The organism is Bartonella sp. CL25QHWL, from assembly GCF_042195335.1.
Classification (GTDB): Bacteria; Pseudomonadota; Alphaproteobacteria; order Rhizobiales; family Rhizobiaceae; genus Bartonella.
In genome coordinates this window covers 42531-61428 of record NZ_JBHIOE010000005.1, presented here as the reverse complement: position 1 = coordinate 61428, position 18898 = coordinate 42531, and the positions used below count along the sequence as shown (strand labels likewise).

Annotated in this window: 13 protein-coding genes; 2 read left to right on the top strand and 11 right to left on the bottom strand. The window is 38.6% G+C overall.

Going from position 1 to position 18898, the window contains the following annotated elements; all coding sequences use genetic code 11:
- Positions 1-246: 246 nt before the first annotated feature.
- The gene (rpmF, locus tag ACFILY_RS04085) at positions 247-426 is read right to left on the bottom strand and encodes a 50S ribosomal protein L32 (protein WP_005774555.1); all 180 of its coding nucleotides are present in this window, start codon (positions 424-426) and stop codon (positions 247-249) included.
- 430 nt (positions 427-856) lie between these two features.
- On the opposite strand from rpmF, the gene ACFILY_RS04080 reads away from it, so the two are divergent.
- A complete protein-coding gene (locus tag ACFILY_RS04080) occupies positions 857-1759 on the top strand; it encodes a polyprenyl synthetase family protein (RefSeq protein ID WP_375637564.1) in 903 nt (300 codons plus the stop codon).
- Positions 1760-3403: 1644 nt separating this feature from the next.
- Here ACFILY_RS04080 and ACFILY_RS04075 read toward each other — a convergent pair.
- The 3 genes from ACFILY_RS04075 to ispG form a co-directional block, all read right to left on the bottom strand.
- Positions 3404-4003, bottom strand: a complete 600-nt coding sequence (locus ACFILY_RS04075) for a hypothetical protein (RefSeq protein WP_375637563.1) — start codon at positions 4001-4003, stop codon at positions 3404-3406.
- Between the two features lie 794 nt (positions 4004-4797).
- Positions 4798-5949, bottom strand: a complete 1152-nt coding sequence (locus ACFILY_RS04070) for an MFS transporter (RefSeq protein WP_375637562.1) — start codon at positions 5947-5949, stop codon at positions 4798-4800.
- A 499-nt stretch (positions 5950-6448) separates the two neighbouring features.
- Entirely contained in the window at positions 6449-7690 is a 1242-nt protein-coding gene (gene ispG, locus ACFILY_RS04065; RefSeq protein WP_273790506.1) for a flavodoxin-dependent (E)-4-hydroxy-3-methylbut-2-enyl-diphosphate synthase, read from the bottom strand.
- Between the two features lie 848 nt (positions 7691-8538).
- Here ispG and ACFILY_RS04060 point away from each other — a divergent pair.
- On the top strand, positions 8539-8823 hold the full coding sequence (locus ACFILY_RS04060) for a hypothetical protein (protein ID WP_273790507.1): 285 nt from the start codon (positions 8539-8541) through the stop codon (positions 8821-8823).
- 2025 nt (positions 8824-10848) lie between these two features.
- Here ACFILY_RS04060 and ACFILY_RS04055 read toward each other — a convergent pair.
- From ACFILY_RS04055 to atpH, 7 genes are all read right to left on the bottom strand, one after another.
- Entirely contained in the window at positions 10849-11856 is a 1008-nt protein-coding gene (locus ACFILY_RS04055) for an HlyD family secretion protein (RefSeq protein ID WP_375637561.1), read from the bottom strand.
- A gap of 31 nt (positions 11857-11887) precedes the next feature.
- On the bottom strand, positions 11888-13516 hold the full coding sequence (locus ACFILY_RS04050; protein ID WP_375630912.1) for an MFS transporter: 1629 nt from the start codon (positions 13514-13516) through the stop codon (positions 11888-11890).
- A gap of 23 nt (positions 13517-13539) precedes the next feature.
- Positions 13540-13956, bottom strand: a complete 417-nt coding sequence (gene atpC / locus ACFILY_RS04045; RefSeq protein ID WP_273790510.1) for an ATP synthase F1 subunit epsilon — start codon at positions 13954-13956, stop codon at positions 13540-13542.
- Positions 13957-14064: 108 nt separating this feature from the next.
- Entirely contained in the window at positions 14065-15690 is a 1626-nt protein-coding gene (gene atpD / locus ACFILY_RS04040; protein WP_273790511.1) for a F0F1 ATP synthase subunit beta, read from the bottom strand.
- A gap of 19 nt (positions 15691-15709) precedes the next feature.
- Positions 15710-16621, bottom strand: a complete 912-nt coding sequence (locus tag ACFILY_RS04035) for a F0F1 ATP synthase subunit gamma (protein ID WP_375637560.1) — start codon at positions 16619-16621, stop codon at positions 15710-15712.
- A 20-nt stretch (positions 16622-16641) separates the two neighbouring features.
- Positions 16642-18177, bottom strand: coding sequence for a F0F1 ATP synthase subunit alpha (atpA, locus tag ACFILY_RS04030; RefSeq protein ID WP_273790513.1), 1536 nt, complete (start codon positions 18175-18177; stop codon positions 16642-16644).
- A complete protein-coding gene (gene atpH / locus ACFILY_RS04025) occupies positions 18177-18758 on the bottom strand; it encodes an ATP synthase F1 subunit delta (protein ID WP_273790514.1) in 582 nt (193 codons plus the stop codon). The genes atpA and atpH overlap by 1 nt, the downstream gene beginning before the upstream one ends.
- Between the last annotated feature and the right edge of the window lie 140 nt (positions 18759-18898).

Sequence of the window (18898 nt, the reverse complement as noted above, 5' to 3'; positions counted from 1 at the left end):
AGCGAAAATGCACGCCCCAAGCGTGCATTGATCGATGAAATAAAAGAAGTTCACCACTGGAAAAGAAAGAAAACGCTAAAGTTTTAACCACTAAAACAGAACGTCCACGATACATCCCCTGTTCCACATCGATAGAAGACGATGCAAGAGAACCTCAACATTCACCTTAAAGCGAAAATGCACGCCCCAAGCGTGCATTGATCGATGAAATAAAAGAAGTTCACCACTGGAAAAGAAAGAAAACGCTCAGTCTTTAACCACTAAAACGGAACGTCCGCGATACATTCCCGTTTTCAAATCAATGTGATGAGGACGACGCAATTCACCAGAATTTTTATCTTCGATATAAGTCGGCGCCTTCAGAGCATCAGCCGAACGGCGCATGCCCCTCTTCGCTGGAGAGGTTTTTCGTTTAGGTACAGCCATAAAAAGACACTCCAAATCCATTAAAACAGAAAAAGCAATGTCAAAAATGACAATGCTTCATTTAAAAACACCATAAAATTTAAAAATATTATACACTGATAAAAAAGAAGAGGCAATGTCAAAATGATCCCCCTCTTACTAAAATGACCTTCTTTTTATAAAAAATGATGTCACAATGATCCAATAAGTATCAAAAACACCGCAAAATTTTAAAATTTTATACACCAATGAAAGCATTCTCATAAGACCTTCATTTAATTTTTATTTGGTTTAAAAAGGGATTTGCACATACAGTAGAGATACGGATAAAAAGAGAAATTGATTTTTAATAAAAACAACGCCAATTTATGAAAACAAGAAAAAGCGACAACCTTTCTCTCTGTCTCTTAAACTTCATAATTTCATTTTTGTAAAAACAAAGGAAGCAAGAATGCACAAATTTACTACCCTTCTTGCAAAACATGGACAGACCGTTGAAAAGCGGCTTGATACCCTGTTAAGTGATCAAATCCAAAATGGTGAAATTTCACGCCCTAAAAACTTAATCAAAGCCATGCGCTATGGTGTGCTGAACGGTGGAAAACGCTTGCGTCCTTTTCTTGTAATTCAAAGTGCTGCACTTTTTGATGTCCCTGTAGAACATTCTCTTGATGTTGCATGTGCCTTAGAATGTATCCATTGTTATTCGCTCATTCATGATGATCTTCCCGCTATGGATAACGATATACTCCGGCGTGGAAAACCCACCGTCCATATAGCATTTGACGAAGCAACAGCAATTCTAGCAGGCAATGCTCTCTTAACATTTGCCTTTGAAATCATTGCCCATAAAGCTAGTACTTTATCTACAGATATTAGAATCAAGCTGATCACGTCTCTTGCACAATCGGCAGGACTTGGCGGTATGTTAGGTGGACAAATGCTGGACCTTGAAGCTGAAAAAAGACCGCAAGAAAGTACTGACATCATCACTCTACAACACATGAAAACAGCAGCCCTGATAAGCTTTGCTTGCCAAGCAGGTGCCATCATTGGCAATGCATCTAAAGAATTAACTGAAAAGCTTACTGATTTTGGTACTTATCTTGGTTTAGCCTTTCAATTAACCGATGACCTTCTTGATGTCACCGCCAACACACAAACCCTAGGAAAAACTGCTGGGAAAGATGAAACGGCACAAAAAGCCACTTTTGTTCATCTTTATGGCATTGAAGAAACTCAAAAAAAGCGAGATACACTCATCAGTAAGGCAGAAGCATTCTTACATCCTTTTGGCGCTAAAGCTCTCCCCCTCCAACAAGCAGCACACTTTAGTGCAATACGCAAAAATTAAACTTCATCCGCCCTATTGCACGTAGTGTACACCATCATCTTTGTTGAAAGCATAATAGACTTTTCAAAGAAACGTTACAATTAATCTCCATTATAGTCCTTATCATGAAATGGATACGACAAATCTTGAGAAAAATTTCATTAAAACAAGCGCCGTGAATTTATAACACAAGTGCATTCTGGATATCCTATTTTGCATGAAAAATGCCTTCCATTAAAGAATGAAAGAAAATGTGAAACAATGCGCAATCACTATGCTTTAAAGCCAAATAAAAAACAACCGAAAGAGGAAAACTCGTTTTCTCCTTTATGTCTTTAATCTTCTAACGATAAGGCAAAAAATAAACAGAATAAGTATAAAACAAGGCATTTTATAAACCCGTAAAAAACAATAAAAGAAGTACAATGCTCTAAGTAAATGCCCTCAGTAGAGAATCGTAATTTTTATGCCTTTCCACGCTATCTTGTTGTAGAAGATCAAATATGGTTATATTCTGTAAATTCACTCGTGTATTGCTTGCTCTCTAAAAACACTTTTACAAAAGTTCTCATTGTTTAGTTCAAGCATCATTTTTTTGAAGCTCGTATTTAAAATATCAGAAAAAATGAACACAATGGCTATTTTGATTTTTATGCCACCCTCAAAGAACAAAGTCTTTTAACCCAATCTACTCTGTAAACAGTCTAGTTTCCTACCGAGTAGGTTTCTCTCGCTTTCCACGCATGCGATTCACTTAAACTAAAGACACAATAAACAAGACTTAAGAATATTCACCATGCACTTCTTAAAATACTTAATATATCAAACAGGACACCTTCACCACCCCTTAAATGACTGTATGTTACAGCATAACAGGATAAATAAAGTCATCAATTTCAATAGAACGAAAGATCAAAGCAGTATTATTACCGATCTCTCTTTTCTTAGCAAGAATAATACAACACATTTATTTATAATGATAATTTAGCGTTGTTCAACTTGAATAAGAACCCCGAATATCGTAAGATTCTCTCATTTCAAATCTGTGTATGTTGTATCAATCAAATCACTTGCTTGCACGTCACAAGCGGAGCTGGCGTGTGAAGCAAGACATCAAAGAAAGGATTTAAAAACACCTCTTATGAATCATCTCAAGAGCCAAGGGCTGTAGCAACATTGGAAGCTAACAAAGTGCGTGATAGTGCCGGCGCACCACTCCTTCAAAAGTAGAAACAGTTTTACAAAAGTGTGTAATAACTTCAATTTAATAATAATCACGATCACTGTACAACTTTAATTCGTCACACTCTTTATCTCGTTTATTCAATTCATCGCATAAAAAGAGAATTGATAAGATTAAACAGAGAATGATCATTGAAACAGAAAGATAAAGAAAATCCTTATTATTATATATAATAGCGCAATTTAATTTATGATAAGTAATTTTTTCAAGCTAAGTGTAAATTTCCTCCTTCAAGTGAAATTTTCTTATTAAAATGAAGAGCATCATTGTAAGTGAACCTATGCCTGTTGCCAAAGCTGGAAAATATGTCCACCTTTTGAAGCCATAATAAAAAAACATGCAACATAAATAAGAAAATGCCGCAATTATCAAAAGTATTATAGACATTTAATATCCTTCGAGAGAATTTTACCCATTAAATGTCATTTGTAAATTCTTCTTGGTTTCATCATGTCATATATCGTGTTTAGCTCTATGCAAAAACGCGCTATTTGTTTAGTGTTGTCACCATGACCAGCTCTCATACTAGACACAAGGTCAATAATTTGTGTTGTTGGGCTGATGCCATTTCCGCTGGAAGAATTAAGAAATTTTTTCGCGTAATCAATCATGGGATCCGTAGAGTTCATGGACATATTATATGCCCAAATAAAATCGCTTTCTCTCCAATTATAGTCATTCCGCAAACTGCTTATGACATTGAGTAACATATCTGCTGATATCCATTCATTATAATCACCACGCAATAAATTAACAAAGCGTCCACATAAAACAATCAGTATGTGACGATGCCGTATAATGTCAAACTTTGGTACGATATTCTGATAGCCATGGCTGTATACAAATTTTTTTGCTTGTTCATGCTTTTGAAAATGTTCAAAAGTCTCGTAATTTTCACTGATATATTCTTCGTAAAGTCTATCGTACTGCTCTAGACTATCTACGCGTGTACACCCCAACAACACAGATACAGAAAAAAGAGTTATAAATGTTACAATATGCGTTACGGATAACGATTTCATCGTTTTACCTTTTAATAACCATAATTTGTACAGCTTAACAGATTCCTATCAAATATATCAATATGTGCTGGTTTCTTGTGGCTTATTTATAGCAAATTGTACTCAACAATATTTCTTTACGTGGTTTTATTCCCTCTCAAAGAGGGAGTGCCATTTAAAATTTCCGTAAATAGGTTTATTATCTGGATTAAGGGTATTTTCTAACATCAGAAAATACAGAGCTAACGCCGCAACCAAAGAGAAAATACTCAAAAATGAGAATGAAAGATGTTGTTATCTCAACAAGATGATTGATATTTTAAAGGAGGCAATGGTAAAATCCGCTAAATATACCAACAATAAAATAGATCATCAAAATATCAAAATCGATCATAAGGGAATTCTTATGAGGACAGGCTATAAATTGTCCGACTGCTTAAATCAGCTCTAGTGCGATAAAGTGTTACCAGCAAGTAACCAATGAAAATAGGAAAATGCTCCATCACCATTCCTTAATAAGCATATAATCCAGCACAATCATTTTCTTTATCAACGTCCAATCTTGTCAGCAACTCTTGGCGCAATATTCATGAGCAGCATTTTTATTTCCTTTGTAATGATTGTTATGCCACGCCCACTTATAACGACAAGCGGATGACTTTGATTACTTCAACATACATAGATTTTAAATAAAAATAACGAATAACATTCTTCTTTTCCATTCAACATGCAAAAACAACGATGCGCCTTAATAAATAAAAGCCTTGCCCCACTATGAAACCCCATGAAACACACGTGATAATACGTTACTATTTTCACTGAACTTTTTTGAGATTTCCTTCTAAAAAAAATACCGCCAACAAGTAAATCAATAAATAAATAGCAAAAATATAAACGAGTGAGAAAAAGCCAAATATATTGACCATATACGCACTCATGTAAAAAAATACCAATAAGCTAAACCTCCCAACGGTTGACAAGAAAGATTCATATGTAGCCCTGAAATGATCACTAATACTATCATGCAAAACAACTTCTACACGAAGATATGTATACTTAATGAGATAAAAAATCATACAGACTAAAATGACAGCAATTTCTTTTCTTGGTTCAAAGAAAGCAATGGTAAAAATCAGTGAAGCCGAAAGAAACAACAGTAAAATAAAATTCACTCTTTCACTTAGTTTTGTAAAGAGAAAACTAGCCAAGAGCTGAGAGAGCAATATCAATGAAAATGTCACACCAAGATCAAAATAAGTGACATTAATATCATAATCTTTAAATATCCACTGCCAATACTGCGAGAATATATTGAAAAAAATCAATGAAAAATAAAAGCATAAAGAGATATAAGGAACTTTAATAAAAATAGATAACATCTCCTTAGCTTCACAAATGAGAGAATTCGCTTTATTTGGTTTTTTCTCCCCCTTCAAGTCATCAAGAAAAAACAAACCAAATAGTGTTGTCATCAACATTAAAAACGCCGCGATATACCATATATATTGGCTAGAATAATCAGCAAAATATGCCCCGATTAAACTGAATATAAACATGCCGATGTAATTATATTGAGAGCTGGAACCAAGCACTTTTTTAGTGGATGTCACTTTTGCTTTTGCATATTGAACAAGTAAAGCATTATAAGCCCCAGCAATTAATGTTAGCGATAAGGCATTAAAAGTTTCTGCCAAAAGAAAACCATAAAAGCTTGTAGAAAATCCCATGAGAAAGAGCCATGTAGCAGCAAAAGCAGCTGCCAAAACGATCGATATTTTATAACTTTTTCGATCAGCAAAATATCCCAGAGGAATATCGGTAACCATCATAATAAAAGCCTGAAACGACTTAATGACACCTATATCAATAAGCGTTAAGCCTTTTTCAAGCATATAAAAGACAATAAAGGCGCCAGTTAAAATCCTTATACCATTAAATAAAAAGCCAAACGCTAATATACTTGTCATGCATTCCCCCAATAACGCCCAAAAAGGCACCCGTATACATCATTTTATATCAATATAAAAGCTTATATTTTACGACAAATAGGACTATAATCGCTATAAGGATTTCCAATCCTATCAATTTGATACCCCAAAAAATGCTGGGAAAATGCCTGAAAAATCAATAAACAATGTTCTTTCTATAATTTGATATTTGAAGAATCCGTTAAATATTTTACTGTCTCAAGAGCAGCCAAAAAACCAGCAACAACATTTACGGATCTATTAAAGTATTCATATCGTTTTGCTTAATAGTCTTAACACACTTAAACTCATTAATATCCTTCATAAGCTTCTGATTCTAAAACAGGTATATCATCTGGTTTTACCTAAAATAATAAGCAACCAACAACAGTATTGACCATAGCTAAAGCAGCATACAACAGCACCCTCTTCACATTGAAGACAGCTTGTTTTAAAAAACGACACACCATTTTTACTTCAACCTTATGCGATTTTTACCTCAACCTTGCCCAAAGCGTGTATGAATATAATCACTCAAAAGCGCTTCAAATTCTTCAGCAATGTGATCACCCCGCAAAGTTTTTACCTTTTGTCCCTCAATGAAAACAGGTGCCGCAGGACTTTCCCCCACTCCAGGCAAAGAGATTCCAATATCCGCATGCTTTGACTCCCCCGGTCCATTGACGATACATCCCATCACAGCAACCTTCAAGCTTTCAACGCCAGGGTATTTTTCACGCCAAATAGGCATATTTTTGTATAAATCTGCTTCAATTTTTTGCGCCAATTGTTGAAAGACCGTTGAGGTTGTGCGCCCACAACCAGGACAAGCCGCAACAACAGGCAAAAATTGCCGAAACCCCATCACTTGCAAAAGTTCTTGCCCCACCTTTACTTCTCGTGTCCGATCACCACCAGGTTTTGGCGTTAAGGAAATTCGTATCGTATCGCCAATCCCTTGCTGTAATAAAATGCCCAAAGCCACCGAAGAAGCAACAACGCCCTTTGTTCCCATCCCAGCTTCCGTTAATCCCAAATGAAGAGCATAATCACAACGCGCCGCTAAGGTGGTATAAACAGCAATAAGATCTTGGACGTCACTCACTTTAGCAGAAAGAATAATTTTATCACGTCCCAACCCCATCTCTTCAGCGCAAAGAGCCGATTGCAGAGCAGACTGCACAACAGTTTCCCGCATCACTTCAGCAACCGATAAAGGATTTTCTTGCTGTGCATTTTCATCCATAAGCCGTGTTAACAATGCATTATCAAGAGAGCCCCAATTCACGCCAATGCGAATAGGTTTATGATACCGACAAGCAATCTCAATAATTTCTGCAAATTGACGATCTTTTTTTGCGCCAAAACCAACATTTCCAGGATTGATGCGATATTTTGCAAGCGCCTCAGCACACGCAGGATGCTCAGATAAAAGCTTATGACCAATATAATGAAAATCCCCAACCAATGGTACAAAAAATCCTAACCTCTCCAATCGCTCCCGTATTTTTGGTACAGCAGCCGCCGCTTCATCGCGATCAACAGTAATTCGAACCAATTGTGAACCAGCTTGCCAAAGAGCAGCCACTTGAGCAACAGTTGCATCAACATCAGCGGTATCTGTATTGGTCATTGACTGTACAACTATCGGGCTCTGCCCCCCAATGATCACATCACCAACAGCAACACCAACAGATCGACGACGCTCAAGTGGTTTAGATAAAAAATAGGTCGTATTCATCAAGTCCTCAAATTTTTAAAACCTGCGCTATCAATCATTACTTACATTGACTTCCTCCGCGCTTCAAAGGACGAAAATTACACCGCCCACCAATCTTAACAGATTGCTCTCAAAAGGTTCTACCTACTAACACTGATGCAATTCAACTCATAGGTGGATCATTCTATAGACGCACCGGATAAGTTCTACTACTTCTGTTCAAGTTTATACTTCTACACTTGGTTGATTCAAAAAGAAACTGAAACCAAACAGAGACAATACTGTATTTTTAAGTTGTATGCCGATACCTTACATCAACGTCATCACAAAACAGTGTTTTACAACACAACAGATAACACCCATCAAAGCGCCATTTTTAAAATGCATGAAAGACATCGCCAAATTAATCCAACATATTGATTTATAATAATCTATTTTTTACAAATTTGAATGCTAAACCCAAATATCGTAAGATTTCCTCATTTTAAATCTTCTTAATTGAATCAATCAATACCACTCCCTACAGCCACAAGAGAATATGTAGATAAAAACTCCTTATAAACTATTTCAAGTGCCAAAAGATATCCCAACACTTTAAACAAACAAAAAAATGAAGACATCGCCCACCATCTTTATGATGAATCTTACACCATCTTGTAAAAATTTTTACCTTACATCCTTAACAAAAACCATCATGAAAAGAACTCGGACACATTAAAAAATGCCTCATTAAACTCAAACTCTTAATTTTCATCTCACCCACGCGCGGCATTATCAATGCAACTTTTCAATTTTCAAGCCGTTATAGCAAAACCCCAAACACAATTCCAACTGTCACGCAACAATTTAACACATGAAGGAGTCAATAAATGTGTCTATTTTCACCCCATAGAAAAAATGCTAAAATTAAAAAACGTATAGCACAATTAAAAAGAGAGCTGGTCCCCGTAAATCATTGGAGTTTTCAAAATGATAGCTTTGAAAACATTTCTGAGCTGTTTAACACATGGAAACAAAAAGGCCGTCACGCACTTTATCACCTCAACGAACATGCTACAGAATTAAAGAAAAAAGCGAAAGAAAATCCTAAAAAAACCCTCGCATTAGCAGCAGGAATTGTTTTAGTAAGCTTCTTGCTAATCCGTAAACATTAATAACGCAATCAATAACCTTCCCTTTTAATGCCCGATTCAAAGCGGGCATTTTTATGGTTTACAAAATATAAACTTTACGTCTTTCTCCTAACTTTACGCCCTCTCCCAAAAGGATAAGTTTTCCAGCCATCCAGCCAGTCTATAATCCAGCTTTTGTCTATCGGAAACCTATCAACGCATGCGATTCACATCACCACCCCTCAAAGGAAAACATTTCTAAAGGCAACAAACAAGCCCTACAACGAATGTGCTCCCCACACAAACACTTAACGCATCAAAAAGATGCCTGATACCACACCTAAAATGAGGATATTCACGGGACAATAAGATAACAACTCAAATATTCAATCCAAAACTTCCCCCAATTTCCCAGCCTTCCCAAAACTTCATTGTGTATATAGACTAAAAATAAAGAATTAATACTGGAAAAGCTTACACTTTTACTCTATACGCCCCCGATTGTCATTTTAATTGGGGAAAGGGGAGGATATTTTGATATTGAAAACCCACACTCCTCTCACTACCAGGTATTTTTTATAAAAAATACCTTTAGACAAAAGAAATGTTTCTCAACAACAATCATTGCATTTTCCTTTGAATTTCACACGAGCGTATTTGCAATAATTCTTCTATTTTTTTCCAACTCATTTTGCCAAAATATAGAACAGATTAAACAAGAAAAACAACAGCTTGCACATTTTAAAAATCCACTCGATGAAATAAAAAAACGACATGGTTTCTTAAATAAAACATCCGCAGCTCTTCAAAGAACATTCAAAAAGCAAAAGAGTCATGGCCTCCATCGCTCTAATTTTAGTCACTTTCAAAAATTGACAGGTATCAGCAGCAGCAAAAATACTGAAAAGAGGAAAGAAAAATTCTTATACTAAAGAGCCATTAAAAAACGCAAAATCAAAAGCCGCAGTTGATATTTTTGATGAACAAAAAGCCAAAACACAACATAGAACAAGCTATTTACGAAAAAGCGCGTGAAAAACAAAAAAACCATAAAACAGCTTATTGATCAACTTAAAAGTCCTAAAGATACTGATCAAATTCAGCCCATTCAAACACTCTACGCAGCCCTACAGATTCACGAATACGAGTTCTACAAATGAAAGCCTCGGCAATAACCCAACAAGGAAAATTAGAAAACGACACAAAGATTATACCCAACCACTCTATAGTCATTAAACTAAAAAAAATTGTGAAAACGTACGAGTAGCTGATCATGAACTTGCCATAGAACGTTAGAAAAAGCTGAAGAGGAAGCTAAACGAAAAGCCGAATATGAAAATGGGAAGCTGAAGCTGAAAAACGGAGAGCTGAAAGTGAAGTTAGAGGACGAGCTAAACTTTAAGAATTACAGTGAACATAACAAGAGAATATTCGTAAAATATTTGGAACTGAAAAACAAAAAGAAAACGAAGGCATATTGACCTAGATAGATAACGATTTAGTCCCTTACAAAGACAAATAGACAACACCACACATCTTTCATCGGCTATATCTGCTCCGGTAACTACATTTTATACGCTCTATAGTGTGTCCCCGTAAAGTACAATATTATGTATAAGCGTTTTTTAGCTAGATTATTGCGACAGTTTTCAAACTTAGCATCATTGTTATACACACAATACACATTGATAATAACAACACATCTGTCAGAGATAGATTTTTCAATGATCTGCCTCACATCATTGCAAATATCACATAAAGAGTACACTCAGATAAAAAGAAGAGCCTCCTTTCCACACCTCAAAAGATGATGTTGCTAGAAACGACAGGCAAAGCTTCCAATACTCCATCCCCCCCTACTGAGTTATTTCAAAAGAAATGGAAGTGAGTAAAGATGCATGCGCTTTAATATTCTAAGGCACATTATTTTACATCATGAAATAGAATAATAAGAAGCTTAAGAGCTTTAAAAGATGTAGTATAGCAAACCAAACGAAATCTTCTAACGTGAATATCCATTTGCTATAAGTAAATGACGCAAAAATTAAACTGAAAAAACCCAAAATTTTATCCTCCAGAATCGACTCGCTGCGAAGTATCTACATAGGTAACCACGGACATGCCAGGAATGAGTTTTTCAATCCCTTCCTGTCCAGGATCTAAAGCAATTCGTACTGAAATACGTTGCGCAATTTTGATAAAATTACCAATTGTCGTATCCGTTTTTAACAATGAAAACTCTGAGCCTGTAGCAGGTGCAAAACGAACCACACGCCCTGTTAACTTTTTGTTGTTCAATGCATCAACAGAAAAAACAACCGGTTGTCCCACACGCATCTGAGAAAGTTGCGTTTCCTTATAATTAGCAATAATCCAAATATCATCAGAAATAACAGAGACCAATTGTGTCCCCGGCATAACATATTGCCCTACCCGCGCTCCAACTAATCCAATATAGCCTGTTCGAGGAGATAAAATCTTTGTATGATCGAGATTAAGTTTTGCCAACTCAACACTCACCTTCGCTCCAGAAATTTCTGACTGTAAACTTTGCCGTTCAAGATCCAATTGTTTTTGCAATTGGCGTTTTGTTTCGAGAGCTGTCAAGAGTTGTGAAAGAGGACGAGAAACAGAACTTGCCGCATCACCAAAACCTAACTTTTTACTATCTGGAACAACATTTGAAAATGCTCGTGAACGCGCCAACTCCACCTCTGCTGTATTAATCTCGCCCTGCAAAAGCTGTGCTTGTAATTCAATACTTGCCAGTTTTGCATTTTTTGAATCGAGAACAGCCTGTGCCCGTGCAAGCTGCTGGCGAAAAAGAGAATCATCGAGCTCAAAGAGCAGCATTCCCTTTTCAACGCGTTGATAATCTTGCACATAAATCCGTGCAATCACCCCAGAGATCTGTGAACTAACCAGAGTAACATTGCCCTTAATGGAAGCATTATCGGTTATTTGAATGTTACTCACAAAAGGAGGAAGTCTCCAAGCCCACAAAATCAGCAAAACACCCGTAATACCCGATAGGAATGCAACAACCGTAGCTTTTGACCGTAATGTTTTTATCATTTTTTTGCACCCCTCTTTCTATGACATTACTCTACTTTTCTAATGCGCGCAAAGAGCATGACTTAACAATCATTGTGACAAGAAAAATAACGAATACAACCATTGAAATATAAAAATAAAGCCGAAAAACGTCATCATAAGCAAAAATATTTGCTGTTAACTTAAATTTCTCTATCAACATAGAAGTACCTTGCTCACTTCTCAAGCCATTGGGAACAGAAACACCATAAGAAGGCGAAAATAAAGTATTCATCTCACCAGAAATAAGAGGATCAGTAATAATAATATTTTGTGTTAAGGACTCAAAGTTTTTATGGGCAAAATAAAACTGTAGGCTGCCAAAAAAAGCCGACCCCATCAATCCCCCTGTCACTTGCGTTAACAAAAAAACAGCAATAAAACTTAAAACGTAACGCGGTCCTCGCTCACCAGCGATCACAAACCCTTTGAAAAGAGCAGGAGGCAAAAAAAGTGCATAACTAAAACTCACCAACCCTTGGCTCAACATCATATCTTTCGGACGCGTTAAATAGTTTACATGACTGTCTAAATAAGCTCCCAACGCCAAACAACCTAAAGATAACAAATAAAAATAATCCTCACGCCCCGCCCGTAAAAAAAAGACACAAACAGCCCCCCCTAACAGAATCCCTAATGTCACCGCAAGATACATGGGCGCCATCTCACGATTGAGTAAACCAAAAAGATTAAAAAACCCTACGGGCAAATTTGACCGCTCCAATAAAAAAACATGAAAGATCAATAAAATAAAAACAGATTGGATCATTTCTTTACTGAAAATCCAACGTAAATCAATCAACGGTTTTTCTCTATTAAGCTCAATAATAATAGCAATAGCCAACGAGAAAATAGCAAGTGCGAGCCCCCAACCAATCCATGGTGCTTCATACCACCAATACAATATGCCAACAGACATGATCACAGCATTTAATCCAAGACCAAGAGCAATCAAACCATAGCTTATCCAATCTAATTTTTGAATAACCTTACTACGCACAACAGGAGTAAGAGGCAAAGTATAGATACAGACCAAGCTGATAAGAACCAACCCCATTTCCAGAGCGGAAAGACTGGAAAAACCACCATTTTCCAGCAAATCAGGAGAAATCAAACGTGATAAAGGTGCCGCTAAAGCCGCATTCATATAATTCAAACTAAGACCAATAGTAAACTTCTTTGCTGGAGCAAAAGCCTCCATCATATAAAGCAGCGCAAGCGAAGCCAAAGGAGCAGCAGCAATCCCAGCAAAAAAGCGAATAATCAATGCAGAACGCAAATCCGTAACAAAGAGCTGCAACACGCAAACCAAAACAAAGCCAAGAATTGATAATTCAGCAAAAGCGCGTAGCCCAAATTGATAGCGGATTTTGATCAACATAATCGCTACACTCACATTTGGCGCCATATAGGCCGCTACCAGCCATGTCGTCTCGGCCAAAGTTGCATGAAAATCACCCGTAAGATGGACAATATTAGACTGAACAATATTAGCCCCTAAACCATAAGCCCATTGCAAAATAAGAGAAGCCAAAATATAAACAAAGCACTTTGGCAAAGGTCCCGCAAAGACACGACCAGGACGAGGAAAGGGTTTTGCGCTCCTTTTAGCAGACACAACCGTACTCTTTTTTCCGCTCATGTCACCTTTTCCTGTATACTCTGCTACGCTTCTATCAATACAGCACCATCAGCTGACAACTGCTGGAAAAAAGACTCTATTTTATGATTGTCCTCATCACTTGTCCCTCCTTCTAACGTCGCTTGAATCTGCAAAATCTGCTGTTCTAATGCATCAAAAGAAAGATTCTCTACAGCCACAACGTGCTCTACCAATAAAGAGCAGCCCGAAAAGGTAATATTTGCAACGCCCCCGCATACAGCAAATAATTTTTCACCCAAAGAGGTGCGAACACGAACACTACCCAACACAATACTTGCCACCAATGGCGCATGATGCGCCATAACTGTCAAATAACCTGAGGCTGAAGGAAGAACAACAGACACTACCTGCTCTGAAAACACAATTTTTTCAGGCGATACAAGCTCAAATAAAAAATGCTCTTCTCTATTGTTTTCCACAAAAATCTCCACAATACCCGATATAAGGACTCTCTGTTTTCTTCAACGATGCGTCCTTTTTAACGAAAAATACCCATGACAGTTTTTTCTTGAATAAGAAGCTTCTTACTAAGAAGCCTCTGCCATGAGACGCTTTCCTTTTTCAAGTGCTTCATCAATCGAACCAACCATATAAAAAGCAGCTTCTGGCAAATCATCATAATCGCCAGCACAAAGACCTTTAAAGCCTTTGATTGTCTCTTCTAAAGGAACGAGTTTCCCCGGCGAACCAGTAAAGGCTTCCGCAACATGGAAAGGTTGTGAAAGGAAACGTTCAATTTTACGCGCCCGCCCCACCAGCAACTTGTCATCTTCAGAAAGTTCATCCATTCCAAGAATAGCAATAATATCCTGAAGCGCTCTATAACGTTGTAAAATGGTTTGTACTTGACAAGCAACTGTGTAATGCTCTTCCCCCACAATCAATGGATCCAACATACGTGAAAAAGAGTCAAGCGGATCAACCGCCGGATAAATTCCCTTTTCCGCAATAGAGCGCGAAAGCACAGTTGTTGCATCCAAATGAGCAAAAGACGCTGCAGGCGCCGGATCCGTCAAGTCATCTGCCGGAACATAAATTGCCTGAACGGAAGTAATAGAGCCTGTTTTTGTACTGGTAATACGTTCTTGCAACGCCCCCATATCCGTTGCCAAGGTAGGCTGATACCCAACAGCAGAAGGAATACGCCCTAAAAGAGCAGATACCTCAGCTCCTGCTTGCGTGAAACGGAAAATATTATCCACAAAGAAGAGAACATCTTGTCCTTCATCACGGAAACTTTCTGCAATTGTCAATCCTGAAAGAGCCACACGCGCACGCGCTCCTGGTGGTTCATTCATTTGCCCGTAAACAAGGGCACACTTTGACCCTTCCGTTGAACCATTATTCTCTTTTGGATTCACATTCACGCGGCTTTCGATCATTTCATAATAAAGATCATTTCCTTCACGTGTACGTTCTCCCACACCAGCAAATACAGAATAGCCACCATGTGCCTTTGCAATATTGTTTATAAGCTCCATAATGAGAACGGTTTTTCCAACACCAGCACCACCAAACAAGCCAATTTTACCCCCTTTAGAATAAGGGGCTAACAAATCCACGACTTTAATACCGGTGACGAGAATTTCCGAAACAGTCGATTGCTCAACATATTCAGGTGCCTCTTGGTGAATAGAACGTGTTTTGGTTGAAGCGATTGGTCCCACATTATCCACCGGTTCCCCAATCACATTCATAATACGTCCCAACGTTGCTTCTCCTACAGGAACGCTAATTTGTGTGCCTGTATCCACAACCTTTTGGCCCCGCATCAAACCATCAGTCGTATCCATAGCAATCGTACGCACGGTATTTTCACCCAAATGCTGCGCAACTTCTAATACCAAGCGATTACCTAAATTCTCTGTTTCCAAAGCGTTGAGAATATTTGGCAATGCACCTTCAAATTGCACATCAACGACAGCACCAATAATCTGCTTGATTTCACCAACAGCGCCTTTTGCACGCTCTTCTTTTTTTGCGGATGTATCTTTTTTTACAGGTGTATCTTTAGCTGCATCACGCGCAGGTACAGAGGAAGCCTTTACATCCACTTGAGATTTCGAAGCGGCTTTTTTCACGCTGGAACGAGCAGCTGGTTTCTTTTTTTCACCTTTTTCTGTTCCTTTGCTTGAGGTTACTGCTTTTACCATCAATCCTTACCTTCTCCATTTAAAGCGCTTCAGCGCCCGCAATAATTTCGATCAATTCTGTCGTAATCTGTGCTTGACGTTGACGATTATAAGCCACCGTCAATTTACTAATCATTTCACCCGCATTGCGCGATGCATTATCCATAGCTGTCATCTTGGCGCCCATCTCACCAGCAACATTTTCCAGCAAAGCCCGAAAGATTTGCACCGAAAGATTACGTGGTACAAGGGCCTCTAAAAGAGACGCAGCATCAGGTTCATATTCATAAACAATCGATTGTGAACCTGTGTTATGATCGGTTTGCTCCACAACATCTATTGCCCCAACAGCTGCTTTTGGAGCAACCATTGGAATCAAATCCAAAGCTGTTGGACGCTGATTAATTACGGAAACAAATTCAGAATAAAACAGCGTACAGACATCGAAAGCGCCTTCATTGAATAAATCAACAATCCGTTGACTAATCATCACTGCCTCTGCAAAACCAATTCGCTTTACAGCATGCAAATCGATATGGTCAATTATCAAGCCTTTGTAATCACGCGATAAAATATCCGCGCCTTTTTTACCCACAGTGATAATTTTTACTATTTTATCAGCCGCCAACAATGCCTTAATCTGTTCACGTGCACGACGAGCAATTTGCACATTAAAAGCACCACACAAACCGCGCTCAGCAGTACACACCACCAAAAGATGCACATCATCGCGCCCCGTACCACGCATAAGAGCAGGCGCATCAACACCATCTACATCAGCAGCAACACTGGTCAAAATATCAGCCATTTTCTTCGCATAAGGGCGTGCAAACTGCGCTGCCTCTTGAGCACGATGCAACCTTGCCGCTGCAACCATTTGCATAGCTTTGGTAATCTTTTGTGTTGCTTTAACCGAAGCGATACGGTCTCTAAGATCTTTTAGTGAAGCCATTCAAGCATTCCATCAATTCATCACGAGAAATTTTTCGCATAAGTATCAAGAACAGTTATCAACTTATCTTTCAGCTCATCTGTTATTTGCTTTTGCTCAGCAATTGCCTTTAAGAGATCTTGATAATCACTACGCAAAAGCACCAAAAGTCCCTGCTCAAACCGCGCAACATCAGAAACCGCCAAAGCATCAAGATAGCCATTCACACCCGCGAAAATAACCACCACCTGTTCTTCTGTTTTGAGTGGAGAAAATTGTGGCTGCTTCAACAACTCTGTCAAGCGCGCACCCCGATTTAACAAACGCTGGGTTGACGCATCCAAATCAGAGCCAAACTGCGCAAAAGCTGCCATTTCACGATATTGCGCCAATTCACCTTTAATCGAGCCAGCAACTTGCTTCATCGCCTTAATTTGTGCAGCAGAACCAACACGCGATACAGAAAGACCAACATTTACAGCAGGACGAATTCCTTGATAAAACAAATTAGTCTCTAGAAAAATTTGTCCATCAGTAATCGAAATCACATTTGTAGGAATATAGGCAGAAACATCATTTGCTTGCGTTTCAATAACTGGCAAAGCTGTCAACGACCCAGATCCATTTTCCGCATTCAACTTTGCAGCCCGCTCTAAAAGACGAGAATGCAGATAGAAAACATCTCCCGGATAAGCTTCACGACCTGGAGGACGACGCAATAAAAGAGACATTTGACGATACGCTACCGCCTGTTTTGACAAGTCATCATAACCGATCAAAGCATGTTGCCCATTATCACGGAAATACTCACCCATAGCACATCCAGCAAGAGGTGCAATAAATTGCAGTGGTGCTGGATCAGAAGCAGTCGCTGCAACAATAATAGAATATTCCAGCGCTCCACGTTCTTCTAAAACTTTAACGAATTGTGCCACCGTCGAACGTTTTTGACCGATAGCCACATAAATACAATAAACTTTATCTTGCTCTCGTCCAGCCCCTTTTTCATGAAAAGGTTTTTGGTTTAAAAATGTATCGAGCAAAATTGCTGTTTTTCCTGTTTGGCGATCACCAATCACCAATTCACGCTGCCCCCGTCCAATAGGGATGAGTGCGTCAATCGCTTTCAATCCGGTCGACATCGGTTCATGGACAGACTGACGCGGAATAATTCCAGGAGCCTTAACATCGACACGACGACGCTCTGTTGCTTTAATGGGCCCCTTACCATCTATAGGGTTTCCCAACGCATCAACCACACGCCCAAGCAAAGCGGGGCCCACAGGAACATCGACGATAGCGCCTAACCGCTTTACACAATCACCTTCACGAATATCACGATCTGAGCCAAAAATGACCACACCAACATTATCAACTTCCAAATTGAGTGCCATACCGCGCACACCGTTTGGAAAGGCGACCATTTCCCCTGCTTGGACATTATCCAAACCATAAACGCGAGCAATACCATCTCCCACAGAGAGAACCCAACCAATTTCTGAAACCTCAGCCTTTTGGTCAAAGTTTTTGATTTGCTCTTTTAGAATTTTTGAAATTTCAGATGGTCTAATATCCATCAGCTGACCTCTTTTTTCAATGCAAGCTTAAGCGAAGACAATTTTGTGAGAAGAGACGTATCAATTTGAGACGACCCCACACGAACGATTAATCCACCAAGAATTGTTGGATCCACAATGATGTGCAGCAAGACTTTTCCTCCAACAACACCTTCCAAAGCCTCACACAACTCTTGTCTTTGTTGAGAACTTAAGGGGCGCGCAGAAACAATTTGCGCAGTAACCTGCCTACGAGCGCGTGCAACACAACGCTGGAAAGCATGTAAAATACCAAATACGGCACTAAGCCTACGGTTTATTACAATAACGCGTAAAAAATTACCAATGACCTGCCCTGCGTTTTTATCAGCAAATTTGATGTTTGCACAAACAGATTGCATCACCTTAATTTGCTCTTTAACTGAAAAGAATGGACTGAGCACAAAGAATTTTAAATCCTTATTCTCCAAAACAAGCAAAAGATCCTCTACTGCCTTTTCAACCTTTTCGACGTTTCCGGCTTCTTGAACGCAATCAAAAAGCGCTTGCGCATAGCGTTGATCTACCAACGGCAGCGGTATGAGAGAAAATGAATCCGACACGAAATACCGCCTCTTTCCCTTGAGCGACTCTCTGATAGTTATCAGATGAAATGAAACAGACATTCTCAATCTTAAGAATCTTCTTCTTAAAACCTAGAACAAAAATCACTTGGTTTCTAGCATAGACATAGCCGACTCGC

Excerpts from the sequence above, each read along its gene's own strand:
- atpD (WP_273790511.1), bottom strand. The coding sequence starts at position 15,690 with ATGGTAAAAGCAGTAACCTCAAGCAAAGGAACAGAAAAAGGTGAAAAA.
- ACFILY_RS04035 (WP_375637560.1), bottom strand. The coding sequence starts at position 16,621 with ATGGCTTCACTAAAAGATCTTAGAGACCGTATCGCTTCGGTTAAAGCA.
- ACFILY_RS04075 (WP_375637563.1), bottom strand. The coding sequence starts at position 4,003 with ATGAAATCGTTATCCGTAACGCATATTGTAACATTTATAACTCTTTTT.
- atpA (WP_273790513.1), bottom strand. The coding sequence starts at position 18,177 with ATGGATATTAGACCATCTGAAATTTCAAAAATTCTAAAAGAGCAAATC.
- ACFILY_RS04070 (WP_375637562.1), bottom strand. The coding sequence starts at position 5,949 with ATGACAAGTATATTAGCGTTTGGCTTTTTATTTAATGGTATAAGGATT.
- ACFILY_RS04080 (WP_375637564.1), top strand. The coding sequence starts at position 857 with ATGCACAAATTTACTACCCTTCTTGCAAAACATGGACAGACCGTTGAA.
- rpmF (WP_005774555.1), bottom strand. The coding sequence starts at position 426 with ATGGCTGTACCTAAACGAAAAACCTCTCCAGCGAAGAGGGGCATGCGC.
- ACFILY_RS04050 (WP_375630912.1), bottom strand. The coding sequence starts at position 13,516 with ATGAGCGGAAAAAAGAGTACGGTTGTGTCTGCTAAAAGGAGCGCAAAA.
- ACFILY_RS04060 (WP_273790507.1), top strand. The coding sequence starts at position 8,539 with ATGTGTCTATTTTCACCCCATAGAAAAAATGCTAAAATTAAAAAACGT.
- ispG (WP_273790506.1), bottom strand. The coding sequence starts at position 7,690 with ATGAATACGACCTATTTTTTATCTAAACCACTTGAGCGTCGTCGATCT.
- ACFILY_RS04055 (WP_375637561.1), bottom strand. The coding sequence starts at position 11,856 with ATGATAAAAACATTACGGTCAAAAGCTACGGTTGTTGCATTCCTATCG.